Below are 18,056 nucleotides of genomic sequence, written 5' to 3'. Positions count from 1 at the left end.
GGGGCTACGTCCTAAACCACGCAACATATTTCCAGCCGAACACAAAAAAGCCCCCAACTCTAACAAGTCGGGGGCTTCTTCATTTCTACGCTATCGCTTACAACGTCGGATAATCGATATAACCCACCGGCCCCTTACCGTAGAAAGTCTCCGGATGCGGCTCATTCAGGGGCGCATCGGCCTTCAAGCGCGCCGGCAGGTCCGGGTTGGCAATGAACGGCACGCCGAACGCCACCGCATCGGCCTTGCCAGCCGCCAGCCACTCGTTGGCGCTGTCCTTGGTGAACTTCTCGTTGGCGATGTACGGGCCGCCAAACGCTTCTTTCAGCTGTGGACCAAGGCTGTCGGCGCCTTCTTTTTCGCGCGAGCAAATGAACGCGATACCGCGTTTGCCCAGTTCCCGCGCGACGTAGGTAAAGGTTTCCGCCAGGTTGTCGTCGCCCATGTCGTGGGAGTCGGCCCGTGGCGCCAGGTGCACACCGACACGGCCGGCGCCCCAGACTTCGATCGCGGCGTCGGTCACTTCCAGCAGCAGACGTGCACGGTTTTCCAGCGAGCCACCGTACTGGTCGGTGCGCTGGTTGGTGCTGCTTTGCAGGAACTGGTCGAGCAGGTAGCCGTTGGCGCCGTGGATTTCTACGCCATCGAAACCGGCAGCTTTGGCGTTTTCGGCACCGGTGCGGTAGGCGTCGACGATGTCGGCGATTTCAGCGGTTTCCAGCGCACGCGGGGTCGGGTAATCGGCCAATGGACGCACCAGGCTGACGTGGCCTTTAGGCTGAATCGCGCTCGGCGCTACCGGCGCTTCACCGTTGAGGTACGAGGGATGAGAGATGCGACCGACGTGCCACAGTTGCAGGAAGATCTTGCCGCCTGCGCCGTGGATGGCTTTGGTCACGTTGGCCCAACCACGCACCTGGTCGTTGGACCAGATGCCCGGGGTGTCCGGGTAGCCGACGCCCATCGGCGTCACTGAGGTGGCTTCGCTGAGGATCAGGCCGGCCGAGGCGCGCTGTACGTAATACTCGGCCATCAGCGCATTCGGCACGCGGCCTTCGTCGGCGCGGCAGCGGGTCAGCGGGGCCATGATGATGCGGTTGCTCAGCTCGATATCGCCGAGTTTGATCGGGTCAAAAATAGTCGCCATGTCTACAAGCCTCTCGATGGAAAGTTGATCAGTTGGATGCAGCGGCCAGCTCGGCATTGCCGTTCTGGCGGAAAGTAATCAGGGTCACCAGCAGCGCCAGTACGGCCAGCGCGGCGGCGGCCAGCGGCACGCGGGTCAGGCCGTAACCGTGGGCGATGACCGTGCCACCGACCCAGGCGCCGAGGGCGTTGCCGACGTTGAACGCGCCGATGTTCAGGGTCGAGACGAGGTTCGGTGCTGCCTTGCCGAAGGTCACCACATTGACCTGCAGCGCCGGCACCGCGGCGAAACACGCGGTGGCCCAGAGGAACAGGGTGATTTCGCTCGGGATCAGCGCCACGCTGGTCCAGCTCAGCACCGTGGAGATCACGGCCATGGCGATGAACACGCCGATCAGCGTGGCAGCCATGCCTTTGTCGGCGAGTTTGCCGCCGATGATGTTGCCGACGGTCAGACCGAGGCCGATCAGCATCAGCGTCCAGGTCACGCCACGCGGCGAGACGCCGGTGACTTCACCGAGCAGCGGCGCAACATAAGTGAACAGGGTAAAGACCGAGGCGGCGAACAGTGCGGTCATGCTCAGCGACAGCCAGATACCGGCGCCTTTGAGGGCCGCGAGTTCGGCGCGCATGTCGAGTTTTTCTTCGTCACGCTTGGCTGGCAGGAAGCGGATCAGACCGATGAGCGCAATTACGCCGATCACGGTCACCGCCCAGAATGTCGAGCGCCAGCCCGCTTGCTGACCCAGCGCCGTACCGAGCGGCACGCCGAGCACGTTGGCCAGGGTCAGGCCGGTGAACATCAGCGCTACAGCGGAAGCACGTTTGTTCGGCGCGACCAGATTGGCCGCCACCACCGAGCCAATGCCGAAGAACGCACCGTGGCACAGCGCGGTGACCACACGGGCGAACATCAGCACGTTGTAATCACTGGCGATGGCGCAAAGCAGATTGCCGACGATGAAGATGCCCATCAGCGCGACCAGTGCCGCCTTGCGTGGCAGTTTCGCCGTGGCCATTGCCATGAACGGCGCGCCGATAGCCACGCCAAGGGCGTAACCGGTCACCAGCCAGCCGGCGCCGGGAATCGACACACCGAGGTCGGCCGCGACATCGGGCAACAGGCCCATGATGACGAATTCGGTGGTGCCGATGGCGAAGGCGCTCAAGGCGAGGATGAGAAGCGAGAGGGGCATGCGGGGTTCCTTGCGGCTGACTGACGTCAAGGGTCAGAGCTCTTTACTGAGGGTGCTGAGGAACGCCTGGATCACGTCCTCGTTACGTTTGAAAAAGTGCCATTGCCCGGCCTTCTGGCTGCTGATCAGACCGGCGCGTTGCAGGGTCGCCAGATGCGCGGAAACGGTCGATTGCGATAGGCCGCAACGCTGATCGATCTGCCCGGCGCAGATGCCGTACTCATGGTTGTGCAACTGCTCGGGGAATTCGTTTTTAGGATCTTTCAGCCAGTTGAGGATGTCTCGCCGTACTGGGTGCGCCAGGGCTTTTATTATTTCGTCGAGGTCGAGGTTCATGGCAGGGCTCGTGTTGGCAGTGGCGATATATCGCGATGAGGCGAACTTTAAATCGTTGGATCGCGATATACCAATATGATTTCGTTCTGGTCAGCGCGTGAATCGCTATATCGGGTTATAACGATATAGGGCTGCCGGCTCGCCTGGCGCAATGCTAAGCTGCGCCCATGAACTATCTCGCACATTTGCATTTGGGCGGTCAGCGCCCCGGCCAGTTACTCGGCAGCCTCTACGGCGATTTCGTCAAAGGCCGGCTGCAGGGACAGTTTGCGCCGGAGGTCGAAGCGGCGATCCAGCTGCATCGTCGCATCGACGTTTTTACTGATCGCCATCCGCTGGTGGACATTGCCCTTGGGCGCTTTACGCAAACCCGCCGACGTTACGCGGGAATCGTCCTTGATGTGTTTTTCGATCATTGCCTGGCGCGCGACTGGTTGCTCTACGCCGAGCAACCGCTGGAGGTGTTTACGGCTGGCGTTTACCGGGTACTTTCCAGTGAGCGGCAACTGCCGGAGCGTTTAGCGAAGATTGCGCCGCACATGGTTGCCAATGACTGGCTGGGGTCGTATCAGCAGTTCGAAGTGCTGGAGCAGGTGTTGCGCGGGATTTCGCGGCGGCTGACCCGGCCCGAAGAGTTGGCCGGAGCAATGCAGGAATTGCGGCGATTGTATGAACCGCTGAGTGAAGACTTCAGTCTGTTTTACCCACAACTGCAGGACTTTGCCCAAAACTCGAAACCATCGCAGATTTGACCTGTGGGAGCGAGCCTGCTCGCGAAAGCGTCCCATCAGAAAACACATTCGGTGACTGACACAATGCCTTCGCGAGCAGGCTCGCTCCCACAGGGGATTGGATGTTCACGCGGCTATCAATTCGCCTGCGCGACGCGGTTCTGCGGGTTTAGCCACTTCACCAAACAACGCCTTCTGCACCGCCTGCTGCGCTTCGAACGCCAGTGCGGCGCGTTCGCGGCCTTCACAGGCAATCGGTTTGAGCAAATGCACTTCGACATCGCCGCAGTCATTGCTGAACAGGCGCATCAGGTGCGAGAGCAGATCGTCGTCGCCAATAAACGGCGCCAACGTATCGATTTCACTGTTGCGCAGGTAACGAATCGCCACCGGTTGCAGCATCACTTCGCAATCAATCGCCGCCGCCAACAAGCGCCCGTGAAAAGTGCGCAGCGAGCGGCCGTCGGTGGTGGTGCCTTCGGGGAACATCAGCAAGGCGTGTTCGCTTTGCAGATGGCGGGTCATCTGTTTGCGAATCAACTGGCTGTCGCCCGAGCCGCGGCGGATGAACAGGCTGCCGGCCTTGGCCGCGAGCCAGCCGGCCACCGGCCAGGTGCGCACTTCGGCCTTGGACAGAAACGATAGCGGCGTGAGCATGCCCAGCAGCGGAATATCGGTCCAGGACACATGATTGCTGACCCACAGCATCGGCTGTTTTGGCAGCTCGCCGTGCACGGTCACGCGAAAGGGCAGGGCGTTGCTCAGGCGCGCCATGAAAAAGCGCGACCAGCGCTGGCGCCGCTCCATCGAATGCGCCAGGCCAATGCGCTCGAACACCCCGAACACGCTGGCCATGCTCAAGCCCAGCGAGACCACCAGCAGCACCCGCGCGATTCGCGCGTACACCCGCAGCCGGCTCATCACACGGCCGCCTTGAAGTGTTTGGCGTAGCGCGGGCAGAGTTCGTCGCGTTTGAGCAGGATGAACACGTCGGCGACCTGGAAATCTTCGTCCCAGCACGGCTCGCCGCAAATCTTCGCGCCCAGGCGCATGTAAGCCTTGAGCAGCGGCGGCATTTCCGCGATTACATTGGAAGGAATATCCAGCGTTGGCAGCGGTTTTTTCGGCTCGGCGCGCAAGTGTTCGGTGCACAGATAACGTTCGCGCAGGCGCTGCATGATCGCGTGGGCCTGAATGCCGCCGTCCTGCATCGGAATGCTCGCGCAACCCATCAGGTAGCTGTAGCCGCCCTGATTCAGCACTTCGGCCAATTCGCCCCAGAGCACAGCGATGGTCCCGCCGTTGCGGTAGGCCGGATCGACGCAAGTGCGGCCGATTTCCAGGATCGGGCCTTGCAGGTGCGCAAGGCCATGCAGGCTGAATTCTTCTTCGCTGTAAAATTTGCCCAGGCTGCTGGCGGCGGCGTGATCGAGCAAACGGGTGGTCGCCACCAGACGCCCGGTGTTCAGGTCACGCACGCCGATGTGGCTGCAGTGAACATCATAGTCATCCATGTCCAGACCCAGCTCCGCGCCTTTCAATTTGGCGTTGAACTCGCCGCTGAAAACGGCGAAGCGCAGGGCCTGGGCTTGCTGCAAGGCTTCGGTGCCGACCAGGCGTTCTGCTTGCAGGCGGCGTTCATTGCCGGTGTCGCTGATGCGGGCGATTTGCGTCATGTGAATCTCCGTACGGGCCTTGAACCCGTCATGGGTTGCAGCCGATCGACTTTCTTTATGCAGCCGTGTTGTGCAAAGTCAGGCTAAGTAGCCCCGGTGTCATCGCCATGAACGTTCGGTGATGCTTATATGACAGCCCAGAAGGAGCCGCCTGTGCTTTGGTCAGATCTGTTGCAACGTAGTGAGCGCTTGCCCGCCGTCGCCGACCTCGCGGAGGGTTTCGCGACACTGTTGCAGACGCTGGGCACTGTCTCGCCGTTCGAACTGGCAGTCGCCGGCGGGCGGCGCATGGCCACGCCGGGGCTGGCGTTCCTCGTCGGCTATCAGGCGGCGTTGCGCATGCTCTGGCCGAGCGCGCCATTGAGCCTTGGCGCGCTGTGCGCCACCGAACAGCGCAGCCTGCGCCCGGCGGACATGCAAACGCGCCTGAACGGCATGCGCCTGAGCGGGCGCAAGGATTTCGTCACGGCCGGCGATGCGGCTGACTGGCTGTTGGTGGCCGCGCGTAGCGAACAGCCCGGCGAAACGCCGCGCCTGACGTTGGCGGTGGTCTACCCCGGCGAGCCCGGCGTGACCTTGCAAAAACTGCCGGCGCTGCCGTTGATGCCGGACATCAGCCACGGTCGCCTGCACCTCGACGGCGCGTTGTGCGAACTGCTCGCCGGCGATGGCTGGGATGCGTACGTCAAACCGTTTCGCACCCTCGAAGACGTCTACGTGTTGAGCGCGATGACCGCGTGGTTGTATGGCGTCGGCCAGGACGGCGACTGGCCGCAGACCCTGAAATTGCGTTTGCTGGCGCTGTTGGCCGGGTGTGCCGAAGTGAGCCGGCAAGCGCCGAACAATCCGGCGGGGCATGTGTTGTTGGCGGGGTTGTTTGCGCAGTTTGATGCGCTCAAGGTTGAGGTTGATTTGGCGTTGGCTGATTCGGAGTGTGCGCAGATGTGGCAGCGCGATCAGGGGGTGATGCAGTTGGCAGCGGGGGCTCGGGCCAAGCGGTTGGCCAAGGCTTTGGCGCAGGCTTGACTGGCCTCTTCGCGAGCAAGCTCGCTCCCACAGTTTGATGGCATTCCAACTGAAGGAACTCGGTCAACTGTGGGAGCGAGCTTGCTCGCGAAAGCGGCCTCAGCATCACCACACATCTGTCATCAACCCCGACTAATCTCAGCAGGTTCTCTCCACGAGACCCCACCATGTTCAAAGGCTTGCCGCTCTTCCTGCTGCTGATCAGCTTCACCGTCCACGCCGAACAATGGCCGGGCGAAGAATGGCCAACCGGCCCGGCAATTACCAACGTCGAAGCACTGGAGACGTACGCCTTCCCACCCCGCGACGACGTCACCCGCCAAGGCATCCGCACCGATGCGCTACTGATCATCCACGACGGCCAGATTATCTACGAACGCTACGCCGGCCCGACCACCGCGCAAACCGCGCACCTGACCTGGTCGATCAGCAAAAGCCTGATGGCCACCGTGCTCGGCGTGGCGTATGGCGAAAGCCGCTTCAAGCTCGAAGACCCGGCCGCGCAGTTTTACCCGCCATTGGCAAACCGCCCGGCGCTAAAAATCGCCGACCTGCTGCACTGGGCCTCGGGCATCGACTGGCAGGAAGACTACGAATACGCGCCGCTGAAATCCTCGGTGGTGGCGATGCTCTATACCCGCGGTCATCGCGACATGGCCGCGTTCGCCGCTGATCATCCGAGCTACGCTGAACCGGGTCATGCGTTTCGTTATTCCAGCGGCGACAGCAACCTGCTCGCCGCCGCGTTGAAAGGTATGCTCGGCCCGCAGCGTTATGCCGATTACCCGTGGACGGCATTGTTCGAACCGCTGGGCATTCGTCACGCGGTCTGGGAAACCGATGCCAGCGGCACGTTCGTCGCTTCGTCCTACGCCTATCTCACCGCGCGGGATCTGGCGCGGGTCGGGCTGCTGATGGCGCGCGACGGGCGCTGGCAGGACCGGCAATTGCTGCCCAAGGACTGGGTCGCGTTTAACCGCGACCCCTTCGCCGGCTACAAGGCCGGTCAGGACGAAGCCGTGCCCGGCGGCCACTGGTGGCTCAATCGTGCGATTGCCAGCGCGCCATCGCCATGGCCCGCCGCGCCACCCGACACCTTCGCCGCGCTCGGCCATTGGGGTCAGGCGCTGTACGTGATTCCCAGCCAGAAACTGGTGATTGTGCGCTACGCCGATGATCGCGATGGCAGTTATCGCCACAACGAATTGCTCGCGCGCGTGCTCAAGGCGGTGCAGCCATGAAGCGATTGCTGCTGGTGCTGTTGGTCATGCTGCTCGGCTGGATCGCTTACGAGCGCGAAAATCTATGGGCCTTCCCGGACATCATCAGCGCCTACACCGCCAAGGAATATTGCTCGTGCCGTTATGTGATGAACAACGACGCGCAATACTGCCGTGGCTATGTAAGGCAGTGGCTCCCCATCAGCCAATTCATCGATGACCCCACCAGCAAAACCATCACGGTCAGCGGCATGGGCCGCAGCAACAGCGCGCAGTGGCAGATCGAACGCCACGGCTGCCGGCTCATTCCCTGAGACACCGGATCACCCCTGTGGGAGCGAGCCTGCTCGCGAAATCGTCGCCAGCCGCAATACATGCCGTGCGACGAGCATTGCATTCGCGAGCAGGCTCGCTCCCACAGGGTTTCCAATAACATGATGGGCGGTTAAGGTTCGTGCAGGTTTATCGCCCCCACGAGTGCTCAATGTTCAACCGCTCCCTGTACACAACCCTTTCTAGCCTGCTGCTGGCCGCCGCCGCATTGCCGGCTCAAGCCAATTGGTATCTGGACGGCGAGTCGTCGCGGCTGTCGTTCGTCAGCACCAAGAACGCCAGTGTCTCCGAAGTGCAGCGCTTTCTGGTGCTGCACGGCAAGGTCGATCCCAATGGACGGGCCGAAGTCGAGGTCGAGCTGGAGTCGATCAATAGCGGCATCCCGCTGCGCGATGAGCGCATGCGCAAGGAACTGTTCCAGATCGAGCAGTTCCCGGACGCTACGATCACCACGCAGATCGACTTACGCCCGATCAACGATCTGGCCCCCGGCGCGCAGCTGGAATTGCGCCTGCCGCTGACCGTCAAGCTGCATGGCAAGCAACACGAATATCCCGCCGAGCTGCTGGCAACACGCCTCGACGACCGGCGTTTTCAAGTGGTGACCCTGGAGCCGCTGGTGATCAACGCCGCGGACTTCGACCTCGCGCCGGGGCTCGAAAGTCTGCGCAAGCTTGCCGATCTGTCGGCCATCAGTCTGTCGGTACCGGTGGGTGCGGTGCTGATCTTCACGGCGCGCTGACATGCGCGGCGCAGTGTTTCCCTGGCGCGACGGCAACCGCTTCGAGCTGCTGATCGATGGCCCGCAATTCTTTCCGCGGATGCTCGAGCACATCGCCGCCGCCAAAGAACAGATCGAACTGGAATTGTATCTGGTCGAGGCCGGCGCCTGCGCCGACACCATCGTCCAGGCACTGGTGGCGGCAGCTGAGCGCGGCGTGCGGGTGCGTTGCCTGTTCGATGATTACGGCAGCCTCGCGTTTACCTTGCACTTGCGTCAGCGCCTGACCGCTGCCGGGGTTGAATTGCGTTTCTATAACCGCTTGAGCTGGCGGCGCTGGGTTGGCAATTTCTATCGCGATCACCGCAAACTGCTGCTGGTCGATCAATCTCTGGCGGTGGTCGGCGGCACCGGTGTCACTGATGAGTTCTGGACCCCGGGCCATGACACCAGCGAGTGGCACGAAGTAATGGTGCAGATCAGCGGACCGCTGGTGATCGACTGGCAATTGCTGTTCGATCGCCAGTGGATCGCCAACCGCTACCGCCGCGCCTGGCGCCCGGCAGCGCATTTCGGCCTGCCGCGTTTGCCGCGTGTGCCGGACAAGGGCGAGGGTATGGGCCGCGTGGCTTATGCCGATGCGCGGCAGCATCGCGATATTCTGCAATCGCTTTTCCGTGCGCTGAACAGCGGGCAGGAACGCATCTGGATGGCCACACCGTATTTCCTGCCGACGTGGAAAATCCGTCGCTCGCTGCGCAAGGCTGCTGCGCGCGGTGTCGACGTGCGTTTGCTGCTGACCGGACCGCGCACCGATCACCCGTCGGTGCGCTACGCCGGGCATCGCTACTACCCGCGGCTGCTCAAGGCCGGGGTGCAGATCTTCGAATATCAGCCATGCTTTTTGCATCTGAAAATGGTGCTGGTGGATGAATGGGTGAGCATCGGCTCCTGCAACTTCGATCACTGGAACCTGCGCTTCAATCTGGAGGCGAACCTGGAGGCGCTGGATCCGTCGTTGACGGCAGCGGTAGAGGCGAGTTTTGTCAGGGATTTCGGGCTGAGTCAGTTGGTCAGCCTCGAGGAGTGGCAGCGCCGGCCGTTGTGGCGGCGGGTCAAGCAGCGAGTGTGGGGCTGGGTGGATCGGTTGGTGGTGAACATCCTCGATAGACGCGGGTAGCGGGCACACCCAAAAACACTGTGGGAGCTGGCTTGCCAGCGATGAGGCCATCACATTCAACATATCAGTTGACTGTCAGGCCGCCATCGCTGGCAAGCCAGCTCCCACAGGTTTATGTGTTACCTGAAAAATTACAGCAATTCGAAGCTCTGCTGCGTCACGTCTTGCGAATCCAGGCCGATCTGCACGTTGAACTTGCCGGGTTCCGCCGCGTACTTGAGCTGGGCGTTGTAGAACTTCAAATCATCCTCAGTGACGGTGAAGTGCACGACTTTCTGTTCGCCGGCCTTGAGCATGATCTTCTGGAAGTTCTTCAGTTCTTTCACCGGGCGGATCATCGAGCCGGTGACGTCCTGGATGTACAGCTGAACCACGGTTTCGCCGTCACGCTTGCCGGTGTTCTTGACCATCACGCTGGCGTCGAGCTTGCCGGTGGCATTCAGCGTGGTCGACGACAGGGCCATGTCGCTGAGGGCGAAGGTGGTGTAGCTCAGGCCATAACCGAACGGAAACAGCGGCCCGGTGGTGTCATCGAAATACTGCGAGGTGTAGTTGCCCGGTTTGCCCGGGGTGAACGGCCGACCAATGCTCAGGTGGTTGTAGTAGGTCGGAATCTGCCCGACGGAGCGCGGGAAGGTCACCGGCAGTTTGCCCGACGGGTTGTAGTCGCCGAACAGCACGTCGGCAATCGCATTGCCGCCTTCGGTGCCGCTGAACCAGGTTTCCAGAATCGCGTCAGCCGACTGGTTTTCTTCGAGAATAGTCAGCGGACGGCCGTTCATCAGCACCAGCACCAGCGGTTTGCCGGTGGCTTTCAGCGCGCGGATCAGCTCGCGCTGGGTTTGCGGAATGTTCAGGTCGGTGCGGCTCGAGGATTCGTGGGACATGCCACGGGATTCGCCGACTGCCGCGACGACAACGTCAGCGTCTTTGGCGGCTTTCACCGCTTCGTCGATCAGCACGCTGGCCGGGCGCGGGTCATCGACCACTTCCGGGGCATCGAAGTTGAGGAAGTTCAGATAGTCGAGGACCTTCTTGTCGCCAGTGATGTTGGCGCCACGGGCGTAGATCAGCTTGGATTTGTCGCCGATCACCGCGCTCATGCCGTCGAACAGCGTCACCGATTGCGCCGGGCGACCGGCGGCGGCCCAACTGCCCATCATGTCGATCGGCGCTTTGGCCAGCGGGCCGACCAGCGCGATTTTTGCGTCTTTCTTCAGTGGCAGGGTTTCGTTGTGGTTCTTCAGTAACACCAGACTGCGACGCGCCACTTCACGGGCCTCGGCGCGGTGCAGACGGCTCTCGGCGTAGGTGTCGGCCGGATCATCCTCGGCCTTGCCGATGCGCAGGTACGGGTCCTTGAACAGGCCCATGTCGTACTTGGCGGCGAGCACTTCACGCACGGCGTTGTCGATGTCTTTCTGTTCGATCTCGCCGGACTTGAGCAGCCCCGGCAGCTCTTTGCCGTACAGGGTGTCGTTCATGCTCATGTCGATGCCGGCCTTGATCGCCAGCTTCGCCGCTTCACGACCGTCACGGGCGACGCCGTGTTTGATCAGCTCGAAAATCGCCCCGTGGTCGCTGACCGCCAGACCCTTGAAGCCCCAGTCCTTGCGCAGCAGATCGTTCATCAGCCAGGTATTGGCCGTGGCCGGAATGCCATTGATCGAGTTCAACGCGACCATCACCCCACCGGCGCCGGCATCGATCGCAGCGCGGTATGGCGGCAGGTAGTCCTGGTACATCTTCACCGGGCTCATGTCGACGGTGTTGTAGTCGCGACCGCCCTCGACCGCGCCGTACAGGGCGAAATGCTTGACGCTGGCCATGATGCTGTCGGCGGCGCTCGGGGTCGCCCCCTGATAGGCGCGAACCATGACCCCGGCAATGCGCGAGGTCAGGTAGGTGTCTTCACCGAAACCTTCGGAACTGCGGCCCCAGCGCGGGTCGCGGGAAATGTCGACCATCGGCGCGAAGGTGATGTCGAGGCTGTCGGCCGCGGCTTCTTTCGCTGCCACGCGACCGGACTGGCCGATAGCGTCCATGTCCCAGCTCGACGCCAGGGCGAGCGGAATCGGGAAAATCGTACGGTGACCGTGGATCACGTCGTACGCGAAAAACATCGGAATCTTCAGGCGGCTGCGCATGGCGGCGTCCTGCATCGGCCGGTTTTCCGCGCGGGTGATCGAATTGAAGGTGCCGCCGATGTTGCCGGCGGCGATTTCTTTGCGGATCAGCTCGCGGGGCATTTCCGGGCCGATGCTGATCAGGCGCAACTGGCCGATCTTCTCATCGAGGGTCATCTGGCCCATCAGGTTGCTGATGAACGCGTCCTTGTTTTCCAGAGGGACCGGAGTCGTGGCGGCCAGTACCTGGTGACTGGCCAGGCTGACGAACAGGCCCAGCAAACACAGCTTCTTCATGAATGATTTTTCTCAAGGGCCCAAGCGGTGACGAAACACCGGCCAGCCAAAATGTAAGGAGCGACTATTGTTGTTCGGGTGCCGGCTCGAATGTTCAGAGCCAAAAAACCACAGCCGACAGCGGCAGCGTGAACGCGAAGGGCACTTTTTAGCCCATAAGCCCGTCGCAATCCAGTGGCGGGGCCGATTATGCCCCAACCGCCGTGCCGGAATGTTCAGCGCGCGGTTTTTAATCCAAGGAGCATCACCGCAATGACGATCAACCCGACCTACCGTTCACGTTTGCAAGTGGCCACGCTGCTGGTGCTGGCTACGTTCTTGACCGCGTGCGGCATCAATAATATCCCGACCCTCGACGAACAGGCCAAAGCCGCCTGGGGCCAGGTGCAGAACCAGTACCAGCGCCGCGCCGACCTGATCCCCAATCTGGTGGAAACCGTGAAGGGCTACGCCGCCCATGAACAGGAAACCCTGACCGCCGTGATCGAAGCGCGGGCCAAGGCCACGTCGATCCAGGTCGATGCCAGCACCCTTGACGACCCAGCGAAACTCAAGCAATTCCAACAGGCGCAGGATCAGCTGACCGGCGCACTGAGTCGCCTTATGGTGGTCTCCGAGCGCTATCCGGACCTGAAGGCCAACCAGAACTTCCTCGCCCTGCAATCGCAACTTGAGGGCACGGAAAACCGCATCGCCGTGGCGCGCCGCGATTTCATTCTGGCGGTGCAGAAATACAACACCGAGATCCGCACCTTCCCCGGGCGTCTGTGGCACAGCGTGATGTACAGCGACCTGCCGATGCGCGAAACCTTTGAAGCCACCACGCCCGGCGCGGAAAAGGCCCCGCAAGTGAAGTTCTGATCCAGTGTTGGCGATGAGGTTGTGCATGCGCGTGTTGAAAACGGGCCTGGTGCTGATGCTCTGGCTGTTTGCCGTCAGCGTCCAGGCCGAATTGACGTTCCCGGCGCTGAGCGGGCGCGTGGTCGATCAGGCGCAGATGCTCGAGCCGTCGCTGCGCGCGCAACTGAACCAGCAGTTGCAGGCTCACGAACAGGCGACCGGCGAGCAGTTGGTGGTGGTCACGCTGCCCGATCTGCAAGGCACCACCATCGAAGATTTCGGCGTTCAGTTGGGCCGGCATTGGGGCATCGGCCAGCAGGACAAGAACAACGGCGCGCTGCTGATCGTCGCCCGTGACGAGCGCAAGCTGCGCATCGAGGTCGGTTACGGGCTGGAAGACCGGCTGACCGATGCGCAGGCTTCAGTGATCATCCATCAGGTCATCACGCCTGCGTTCAAGGCTGGCAACTTCAGCAAAGGCATCAGTGACGGCGTCGCGGCGATGCTGGTGGTGCTGGGCGGCAACCCGCTGGACGAGCCGTCGACGGTGTACGAATCCAGTGGCGACCCGGCGGATGATTTCATCTCGCGGCATCCGGCGCTGTTCATGTTTTTGGTGATGTTGTTCATCCTGACGGTGTTTGTCTGCCAGATGCTCGGTATCCTGCCCGCCGGCCGTGGCGGCTCCGGAGGCGGGGGCGGCTTTGGTGGCGGTGGATTCGGCGGGGGCGGTGGCGGCGGAGGTGGCTTCAGCGGCGGCGGGGGCAGTTTCGGCGGCGGTGGTTCGTCCGGCGGCTGGTGAGCACAGAACAATAACGAGCAGGCACTTTTCGACATGGCATTACTGACTGAACATGAACAACGCAAAGTCGCAGAGGCGATCGCCCGGGTCGAACGCGACACCGACGCCGAACTGGTCACGGTGCTGGCTGCGCGCGCCGACGACTATGCGTACATCCCGCTGCTCTGGGCCAGTCTGCTGGCGCTGGTGCTGCCGGGCGTCGTGCATTACCTGACCGGCTGGCTGACCCTGCGCAGTCTGCTGATGGTGCAATGGGGTTTGTTCATTGTGCTGTGCCTGCTGTTCCGCCTGCCCAAAATCACCACCCATCTGGTCCCGCGCCGCGTGCGCCACTGGCGCGCCTCGAATCTGGCGCGGCGGCAATTTCTTGAACAGAACCTGCACCACACCGTCGGCAGTACCGGCATGTTGATTTTTGTCTGCGAGGCTGAGCGGTATGTGGAAATTCTGGTGGACGAGGGCATTTCGCGGCGTCTGGACAACAAGAACTGGGATGCGATTGTTGCGGCGTTTACCGAGCAGGTGCGGCAGGGGCGCACGCTGGAGGGGTTTGTCACTTGTATCGAGGCGTGTGGGGAATTGTTGAAAGTGCATGTGCCGGTGACCCAGGTGAGGAATGAGTTGCCGAATCGGTTGGTGGTGTTGGGCTGAAAAGCCCCTCACCCCAGCCCTCTCCCGGAGGGAGAGGGCTGGGGTGAGGGTAGCTTTTTAACTGCTGAAACCAACCGTTCAGCAAATAAGCACGTGTCCCCAGCCCCCATCCCCCCTAAAATACCCGCCATTCCCGATTTCGCCCTTCCGAGGCTGCTTTTCCATGTCCGTCACCGCCCCATCTGCGCCGTCCACAAAGTCGGCGCCCGACCACCACGCCCAGTTCCTCGAGCTGCTGCAAACCAGCCTCGAACAGAACGGCTTCATCAAACTGGTGCTGGCCAGGTACGTCGGTGACGAGGCGGATCTGCAACGGGTGATCATCAAACCGGTGACGGTCAAGGCACAGCCGAACCTGTCCTTCGTCTACCGTTACAAAACCCGCGACATCACCAAGAACCTGCCGCTGACTGAAGGCGTAGCGGCAATTGCCGGGCTGTTGCCGACCTCGTTCAAGAATGCGCATTTGCTGGCGCTGAGCGATGAAGCACAGCTGGAATACAGCAAAAAGGGCAAGTCTTCGCTGTTCAAGAGTAAACCTCAGCAATTGCGCGAGGCGCCGTCTGCCGAGCATAACCGTGAGAAAAACCGCTTTCTCGAACTGAGCCGGCCGTTCCTCCAAGACCTTGGCGTGACCAATGCCCAGCACGAGCTGATTCCGGCGATGTCGCGCAAGTGGAAGCAGATCAACAAGTTCATTGAAGTCTTCAGCCACGCGCTGACCTCGTCACCGCTGGCCCTGGACAAGCCGGTGCGGGTAGCGGATTTCGGTTCGGGCAAGGGCTATCTGACGTTCGCGATTCACGATTATCTGCGCAACACCCTGAAAGCCGAAGGCGAAGTCACCGGCGTCGAGTTGCGCGAGGAGATGGTCAATCTATGCAACACCGCGGCGGCGAAACTCGAACATCCGGGGCTGGTGTTCAAGTGCGGCGACGTGCGCAGTGTCGCGCCGAGCGAGCTTGACGTGATGATCGCCCTGCATGCCTGCGACATCGCCACCGATTACGCGATCCACACCGGCATTCGCTCGGGCGCGTCGATCATCATGTGCTCGCCGTGCTGCCACAAGCAGATCCGCCTGCAGATCCAGAGCCCGGCGCTGCTCAAACCGATGCTGCAATACGGCCTGCACCTGGGCCAGCAAGCGGAAATGGTCACCGACAGCCTGCGTGCGCTGTTCCTCGAAGCCTGTGGTTACGAAACCAAAGTGTTCGAGTTCATTTCGCTGGAACACACCAACAAGAACAAGATGATCCTGGCGGTGAAACGCGCCGAGCCAGTGGCCCCGGTGCAGCTGTTGGCGAAAATTGAAGAATTGAAAGCGTTCTACCACATCAGCGAACACTGCCTGGAAACCCTTCTGCGTGCCGACGGCTACCTGGCCTGACGCTGACCCTGTGGGAGCGAGCCTGCTCGCGAAAGCGGACTGACAGACGACGATGACGTCGCCGGTTACGGCCCCTTCGCGAGCAAGCTCGCTCCCACATTTGATTTGACTGCAGTCTTGCGCCCGAGCATGACCGTGGCAATTACGCCGCAGGCAAATACCCAGGTGATCGGCTCAACGTGTTCGCCAAAAAACAGCGCCGAAAAGGCGATGGTGAAGAAAATCTGCAGCAACTGGATCTGACTGACCCGGGCGATGCCGCCCATGGCCAGCCCGGCGTACCAGGCGAAAAATCCGAGAAACTGCGAAAACAGCGCAACATACCCAAACGCCCACCAGGCCGTGGTCGACACCGCACCCTGATGTTGCAGGGCCAGGTACAACACCGGCCCGATCAGCAGCGGCGTCGACAGCACCAGCGCCCAGCAGATCACCTGCCAGCCACCCATTTCTTTAGCCAAGCGGCCGCCCTCTGCGTAACCCAGCCCACCGACAGCAATCGCCCCGAGCATCAGCAGATCCCCGGCCTGAATGCTGCCCGCCCCGGTGTACAACGCGTAACCGAGCACCAACGCACTGCCTAACGCGGCGCAGGCCCAGAAGGCTTTTGACGGCCGCTCATGGGACAGCCATGCCGCGTACAGCGCCACGCACAGCGGTTGCAAACCATTGACCAGCGCACCGTGGGATGCCGGCAAGGTTTGCATGGCCCACGCTGACAACACCGGAAAACCCAGAATCACCCCGGCGATGACCAGGCTCAGGCCTTTGACCTGCTGCCAGCTCGGCCACTTCTCGCGACGCCACAACAGCAGCAGCGCCGCCGGAATCGCCGCGAACAGCGCCCGCCCCAGACCGTTGAGCAGCGGATGCATTTCCTGCACCACGATGCGGGTGAAGGGCAGGGTCAGGCTGAAAATCACCACACCGAGCAGGCCGAGGGCCATGCCGGTGTTTTCGCGCGAGGACATGAGGGGGACCGGAATTGAGGTGGCTGGAAAGAGCTTCATAAAGCCATAAACCATGGCCTTGTGGCTGTTACAGCTAGGCACAGACTTATCCGTACAGTTTGACGGCCTCTTCGCGAGCAGGCTCGCTCCCACAGGGGGAACGCATTCCAACTGTAGGAGTGAGCCTGCTCGCGATGAACGATGACCCGGTCGCGGCACCTGTCTGCGGAATTCGGTCTACCTTGAATACTCCCGGACCTTTCTCACAGGAGACCTCCTCATGCCTGCCAAAAAAATCCTCATGCTGGTCGGCGATTACGTCGAAGACTACGAAGTGATGGTGCCATTCCAGGCCCTGCAAATGGTCGGTCACAGCGTGCATGCCGTGTGCCCGGACAAGGCCGCCGGGCAAACCGTGCGCACCGCGATTCATGACTTCGAAGGCGATCAGACCTACAGCGAAAAACCCGGCCATCTGTTTGCCCTGAATTTCGACTTCGCCAAGGTCAGCGAGGCCGATTACGACGCGCTGCTGATTCCCGGCGGGCGCGCTCCGGAATACCTGCGGCTGAACGAGAAAGTCCTCGAACTGGTGCGCGCCTTCGACAACGCCGGCAAGCCGATCGCCGCGGTCTGCCACGGTGCGCAACTGCTGGCCGCGGCGGGCATACTCGAGGGACGCGAATGCAGCGCCTACCCTGCCTGCGCGCCGGAAGTGCGGCTGGCCGGTGGTACTTATATCGACATCGCGGTCACCGACGGCCACGTGCAGGGCAATCTGGCCACGGCACCGGCATGGCCGGCGCACCCGAACTGGCTGGCCGGGTTCCTCGGTCTGCTCGGCACGCAAATCATTTTGTAGTGAGCGGACAGGTGCTTTCGCGAGCAGGCTCGCTCCCACGGGGGAATGCGTTCCAGTGCGGGAGCCGGCCTGCTGGCGATAGGGCCGCAACAGGCGACAGATAGCCTGCGCTGGTCTTTACTTTGAAGCGCACTCTGCCTAAATCGCCAAGGAGCAACACGCATGTCCGGATGGTACGAAGTCAGCAAGAGCAGCAACGGCCAATTCAGGTTCGTGCTCAAAGCGGCGAATGCCGAAACGATTCTGACCAGCGAGCTGTACACCACGCGCGCCGGTGCCGACGGTGGCATCGCCGCGGTGCAGAGCAACAGCGCGGTGGACGAGCGCTACGAGAAAAAGTCGACCAAGGACGGCCACCCGTATTTCAATCTGAAAGCGGCCAACCATCAGGTCATCGGCAGCAGCGAGGCTTACTCCTCGGATGCCGCTTGCGATAAAGGCATCGCCAGCGTCAAAAGCAACGGCGCGACCAAGGTGATCAAGGACAAGACCTTGCCCGTCCTCTGAACACGACACGGTCCTTGTAGGAGCGAGCCTGCTCGCGATGAGGCCATCGGCTTCGATAGAGATGCC

General features: G+C 61.8%; 19 protein-coding genes. 12 read left to right on the top strand and 7 right to left on the bottom strand.

Going from position 1 to position 18,056, the window contains the following annotated elements; translation table 11 throughout:
* Positions 1-97: 97 nt before the first annotated feature.
* From V6F91_RS03395 to V6F91_RS03385, 3 genes are read right to left on the bottom strand one after another with little or no spacing between them, the layout of a single operon-like run.
* Positions 98-1,147, bottom strand: a complete 1,050-nt coding sequence (locus V6F91_RS03395; RefSeq protein WP_258450212.1) for an alkene reductase — start codon at positions 1,145-1,147, stop codon at positions 98-100.
* Positions 1,148-1,175: 28 nt separating this feature from the next.
* Positions 1,176-2,342, bottom strand: a complete 1,167-nt coding sequence (locus V6F91_RS03390; RefSeq protein WP_332762349.1) for an MFS transporter — start codon at positions 2,340-2,342, stop codon at positions 1,176-1,178.
* A 33-nt stretch (positions 2,343-2,375) separates the two neighbouring features.
* The gene (locus tag V6F91_RS03385) at positions 2,376-2,678 is read right to left on the bottom strand and encodes an ArsR/SmtB family transcription factor (protein WP_007917068.1); all 303 of its coding nucleotides are present in this window, start codon (positions 2,676-2,678) and stop codon (positions 2,376-2,378) included.
* Between the two features lie 167 nt (positions 2,679-2,845).
* On the opposite strand from V6F91_RS03385, the gene V6F91_RS03380 reads away from it, so the two are divergent.
* Positions 2,846-3,430, top strand: a complete 585-nt coding sequence (locus V6F91_RS03380; protein WP_332762347.1) for an ACP phosphodiesterase — start codon at positions 2,846-2,848, stop codon at positions 3,428-3,430.
* A gap of 105 nt (positions 3,431-3,535) precedes the next feature.
* Here V6F91_RS03380 and V6F91_RS03375 read toward each other — a convergent pair whose 3' ends face one another.
* Positions 3,536-4,330 (bottom strand): lysophospholipid acyltransferase family protein, encoded by a 795-nt coding sequence (locus V6F91_RS03375; protein ID WP_332762345.1) that lies wholly within the window; start codon positions 4,328-4,330, stop codon positions 3,536-3,538.
* Complete coding sequence (gene olsB / locus V6F91_RS03370) at positions 4,330-5,085, bottom strand: L-ornithine N(alpha)-acyltransferase (protein ID WP_332762344.1); 756 nt, start codon at positions 5,083-5,085, stop codon at positions 4,330-4,332. Before olsB ends, V6F91_RS03375 begins: the two co-directional genes overlap by 1 nt.
* 153 nt (positions 5,086-5,238) lie before the next feature.
* Here olsB and V6F91_RS03365 point away from each other — a divergent pair, with 153 nt between their 5' ends.
* From V6F91_RS03365 to V6F91_RS03345, 5 genes are all read left to right on the top strand, one after another.
* On the top strand, positions 5,239-6,111 hold the full coding sequence (locus tag V6F91_RS03365; RefSeq protein ID WP_332762342.1) for an acyl-CoA dehydrogenase family protein: 873 nt from the start codon (positions 5,239-5,241) through the stop codon (positions 6,109-6,111).
* 167 nt (positions 6,112-6,278) lie between these two features.
* The gene (locus tag V6F91_RS03360; protein ID WP_332762341.1) at positions 6,279-7,352 is read left to right on the top strand and encodes a serine hydrolase; all 1,074 of its coding nucleotides are present in this window, start codon (positions 6,279-6,281) and stop codon (positions 7,350-7,352) included.
* Entirely contained in the window at positions 7,349-7,645 is a 297-nt protein-coding gene (locus tag V6F91_RS03355) for an amidase (protein ID WP_332762339.1), read from the top strand. The genes V6F91_RS03360 and V6F91_RS03355 overlap by 4 nt, the downstream gene beginning before the upstream one ends.
* Positions 7,646-7,815: 170 nt before the next feature.
* Positions 7,816-8,406, top strand: coding sequence for a YceI family protein (locus tag V6F91_RS03350; RefSeq protein WP_332762337.1), 591 nt, complete (start codon positions 7,816-7,818; stop codon positions 8,404-8,406).
* Position 8,407: 1 nt separating this feature from the next.
* Positions 8,408-9,565 (top strand): phosphatidylserine/phosphatidylglycerophosphate/cardiolipin synthase family protein, encoded by a 1,158-nt coding sequence (locus tag V6F91_RS03345; RefSeq protein WP_332762335.1) that lies wholly within the window; start codon positions 8,408-8,410, stop codon positions 9,563-9,565.
* Positions 9,566-9,696: 131 nt separating this feature from the next.
* Here V6F91_RS03345 and bglX read toward each other — a convergent pair whose 3' ends face one another.
* The gene (bglX, locus tag V6F91_RS03340) at positions 9,697-11,988 is read right to left on the bottom strand and encodes a beta-glucosidase BglX (protein ID WP_332762333.1); all 2,292 of its coding nucleotides are present in this window, start codon (positions 11,986-11,988) and stop codon (positions 9,697-9,699) included.
* Positions 11,989-12,240: 252 nt separating this feature from the next.
* On the opposite strand from bglX, the gene V6F91_RS03335 reads away from it, so the two are divergent.
* The 4 genes from V6F91_RS03335 to V6F91_RS03320 all read left to right on the top strand — a co-directional run bounded on the left by V6F91_RS03335 (position 12,241) and on the right by V6F91_RS03320 (position 15,671).
* Complete coding sequence (locus V6F91_RS03335; protein WP_332762332.1) at positions 12,241-12,849, top strand: LemA family protein; 609 nt, start codon at positions 12,241-12,243, stop codon at positions 12,847-12,849.
* 25 nt (positions 12,850-12,874) lie between these two features.
* Positions 12,875-13,630, top strand: coding sequence for a TPM domain-containing protein (locus V6F91_RS03330; protein WP_332762331.1), 756 nt, complete (start codon positions 12,875-12,877; stop codon positions 13,628-13,630).
* 33 nt (positions 13,631-13,663) lie between these two features.
* Positions 13,664-14,281: a TPM domain-containing protein gene (locus tag V6F91_RS03325; protein WP_332762329.1), complete on the top strand. Its 618-nt coding sequence runs from the start codon at positions 13,664-13,666 to the stop codon at positions 14,279-14,281.
* 163 nt (positions 14,282-14,444) lie between these two features.
* Positions 14,445-15,671, top strand: a complete 1,227-nt coding sequence (locus V6F91_RS03320; RefSeq protein WP_332762327.1) for an SAM-dependent methyltransferase — start codon at positions 14,445-14,447, stop codon at positions 15,669-15,671.
* Between the two features lie 65 nt (positions 15,672-15,736).
* On the opposite strand, the gene V6F91_RS03315 is transcribed toward V6F91_RS03320, so the two are convergent.
* On the bottom strand, positions 15,737-16,642 hold the full coding sequence (locus V6F91_RS03315; RefSeq protein WP_332762325.1) for a DMT family transporter: 906 nt from the start codon (positions 16,640-16,642) through the stop codon (positions 15,737-15,739).
* Between the two features lie 259 nt (positions 16,643-16,901).
* On the opposite strand from V6F91_RS03315, the gene V6F91_RS03310 reads away from it, so the two are divergent.
* Together V6F91_RS03310 and V6F91_RS03305 are read left to right on the top strand one after the other, a co-directional pair.
* Positions 16,902-17,483, top strand: a complete 582-nt coding sequence (locus tag V6F91_RS03310) for a DJ-1/PfpI family protein (protein WP_332762324.1) — start codon at positions 16,902-16,904, stop codon at positions 17,481-17,483.
* A gap of 162 nt (positions 17,484-17,645) precedes the next feature.
* Positions 17,646-17,990, top strand: coding sequence for a YegP family protein (locus V6F91_RS03305; RefSeq protein ID WP_093103876.1), 345 nt, complete (start codon positions 17,646-17,648; stop codon positions 17,988-17,990).
* Positions 17,991-18,056: the final 66 nt, after the last annotated feature.

It is taken from the genome of Pseudomonas koreensis, from assembly GCF_036668835.1.
Taxonomy (GTDB): domain Bacteria; phylum Pseudomonadota; class Gammaproteobacteria; order Pseudomonadales; family Pseudomonadaceae; genus Aquipseudomonas; species Aquipseudomonas koreensis_I.
This window is presented reverse-complemented; position numbering and strand designations above follow the sequence as displayed.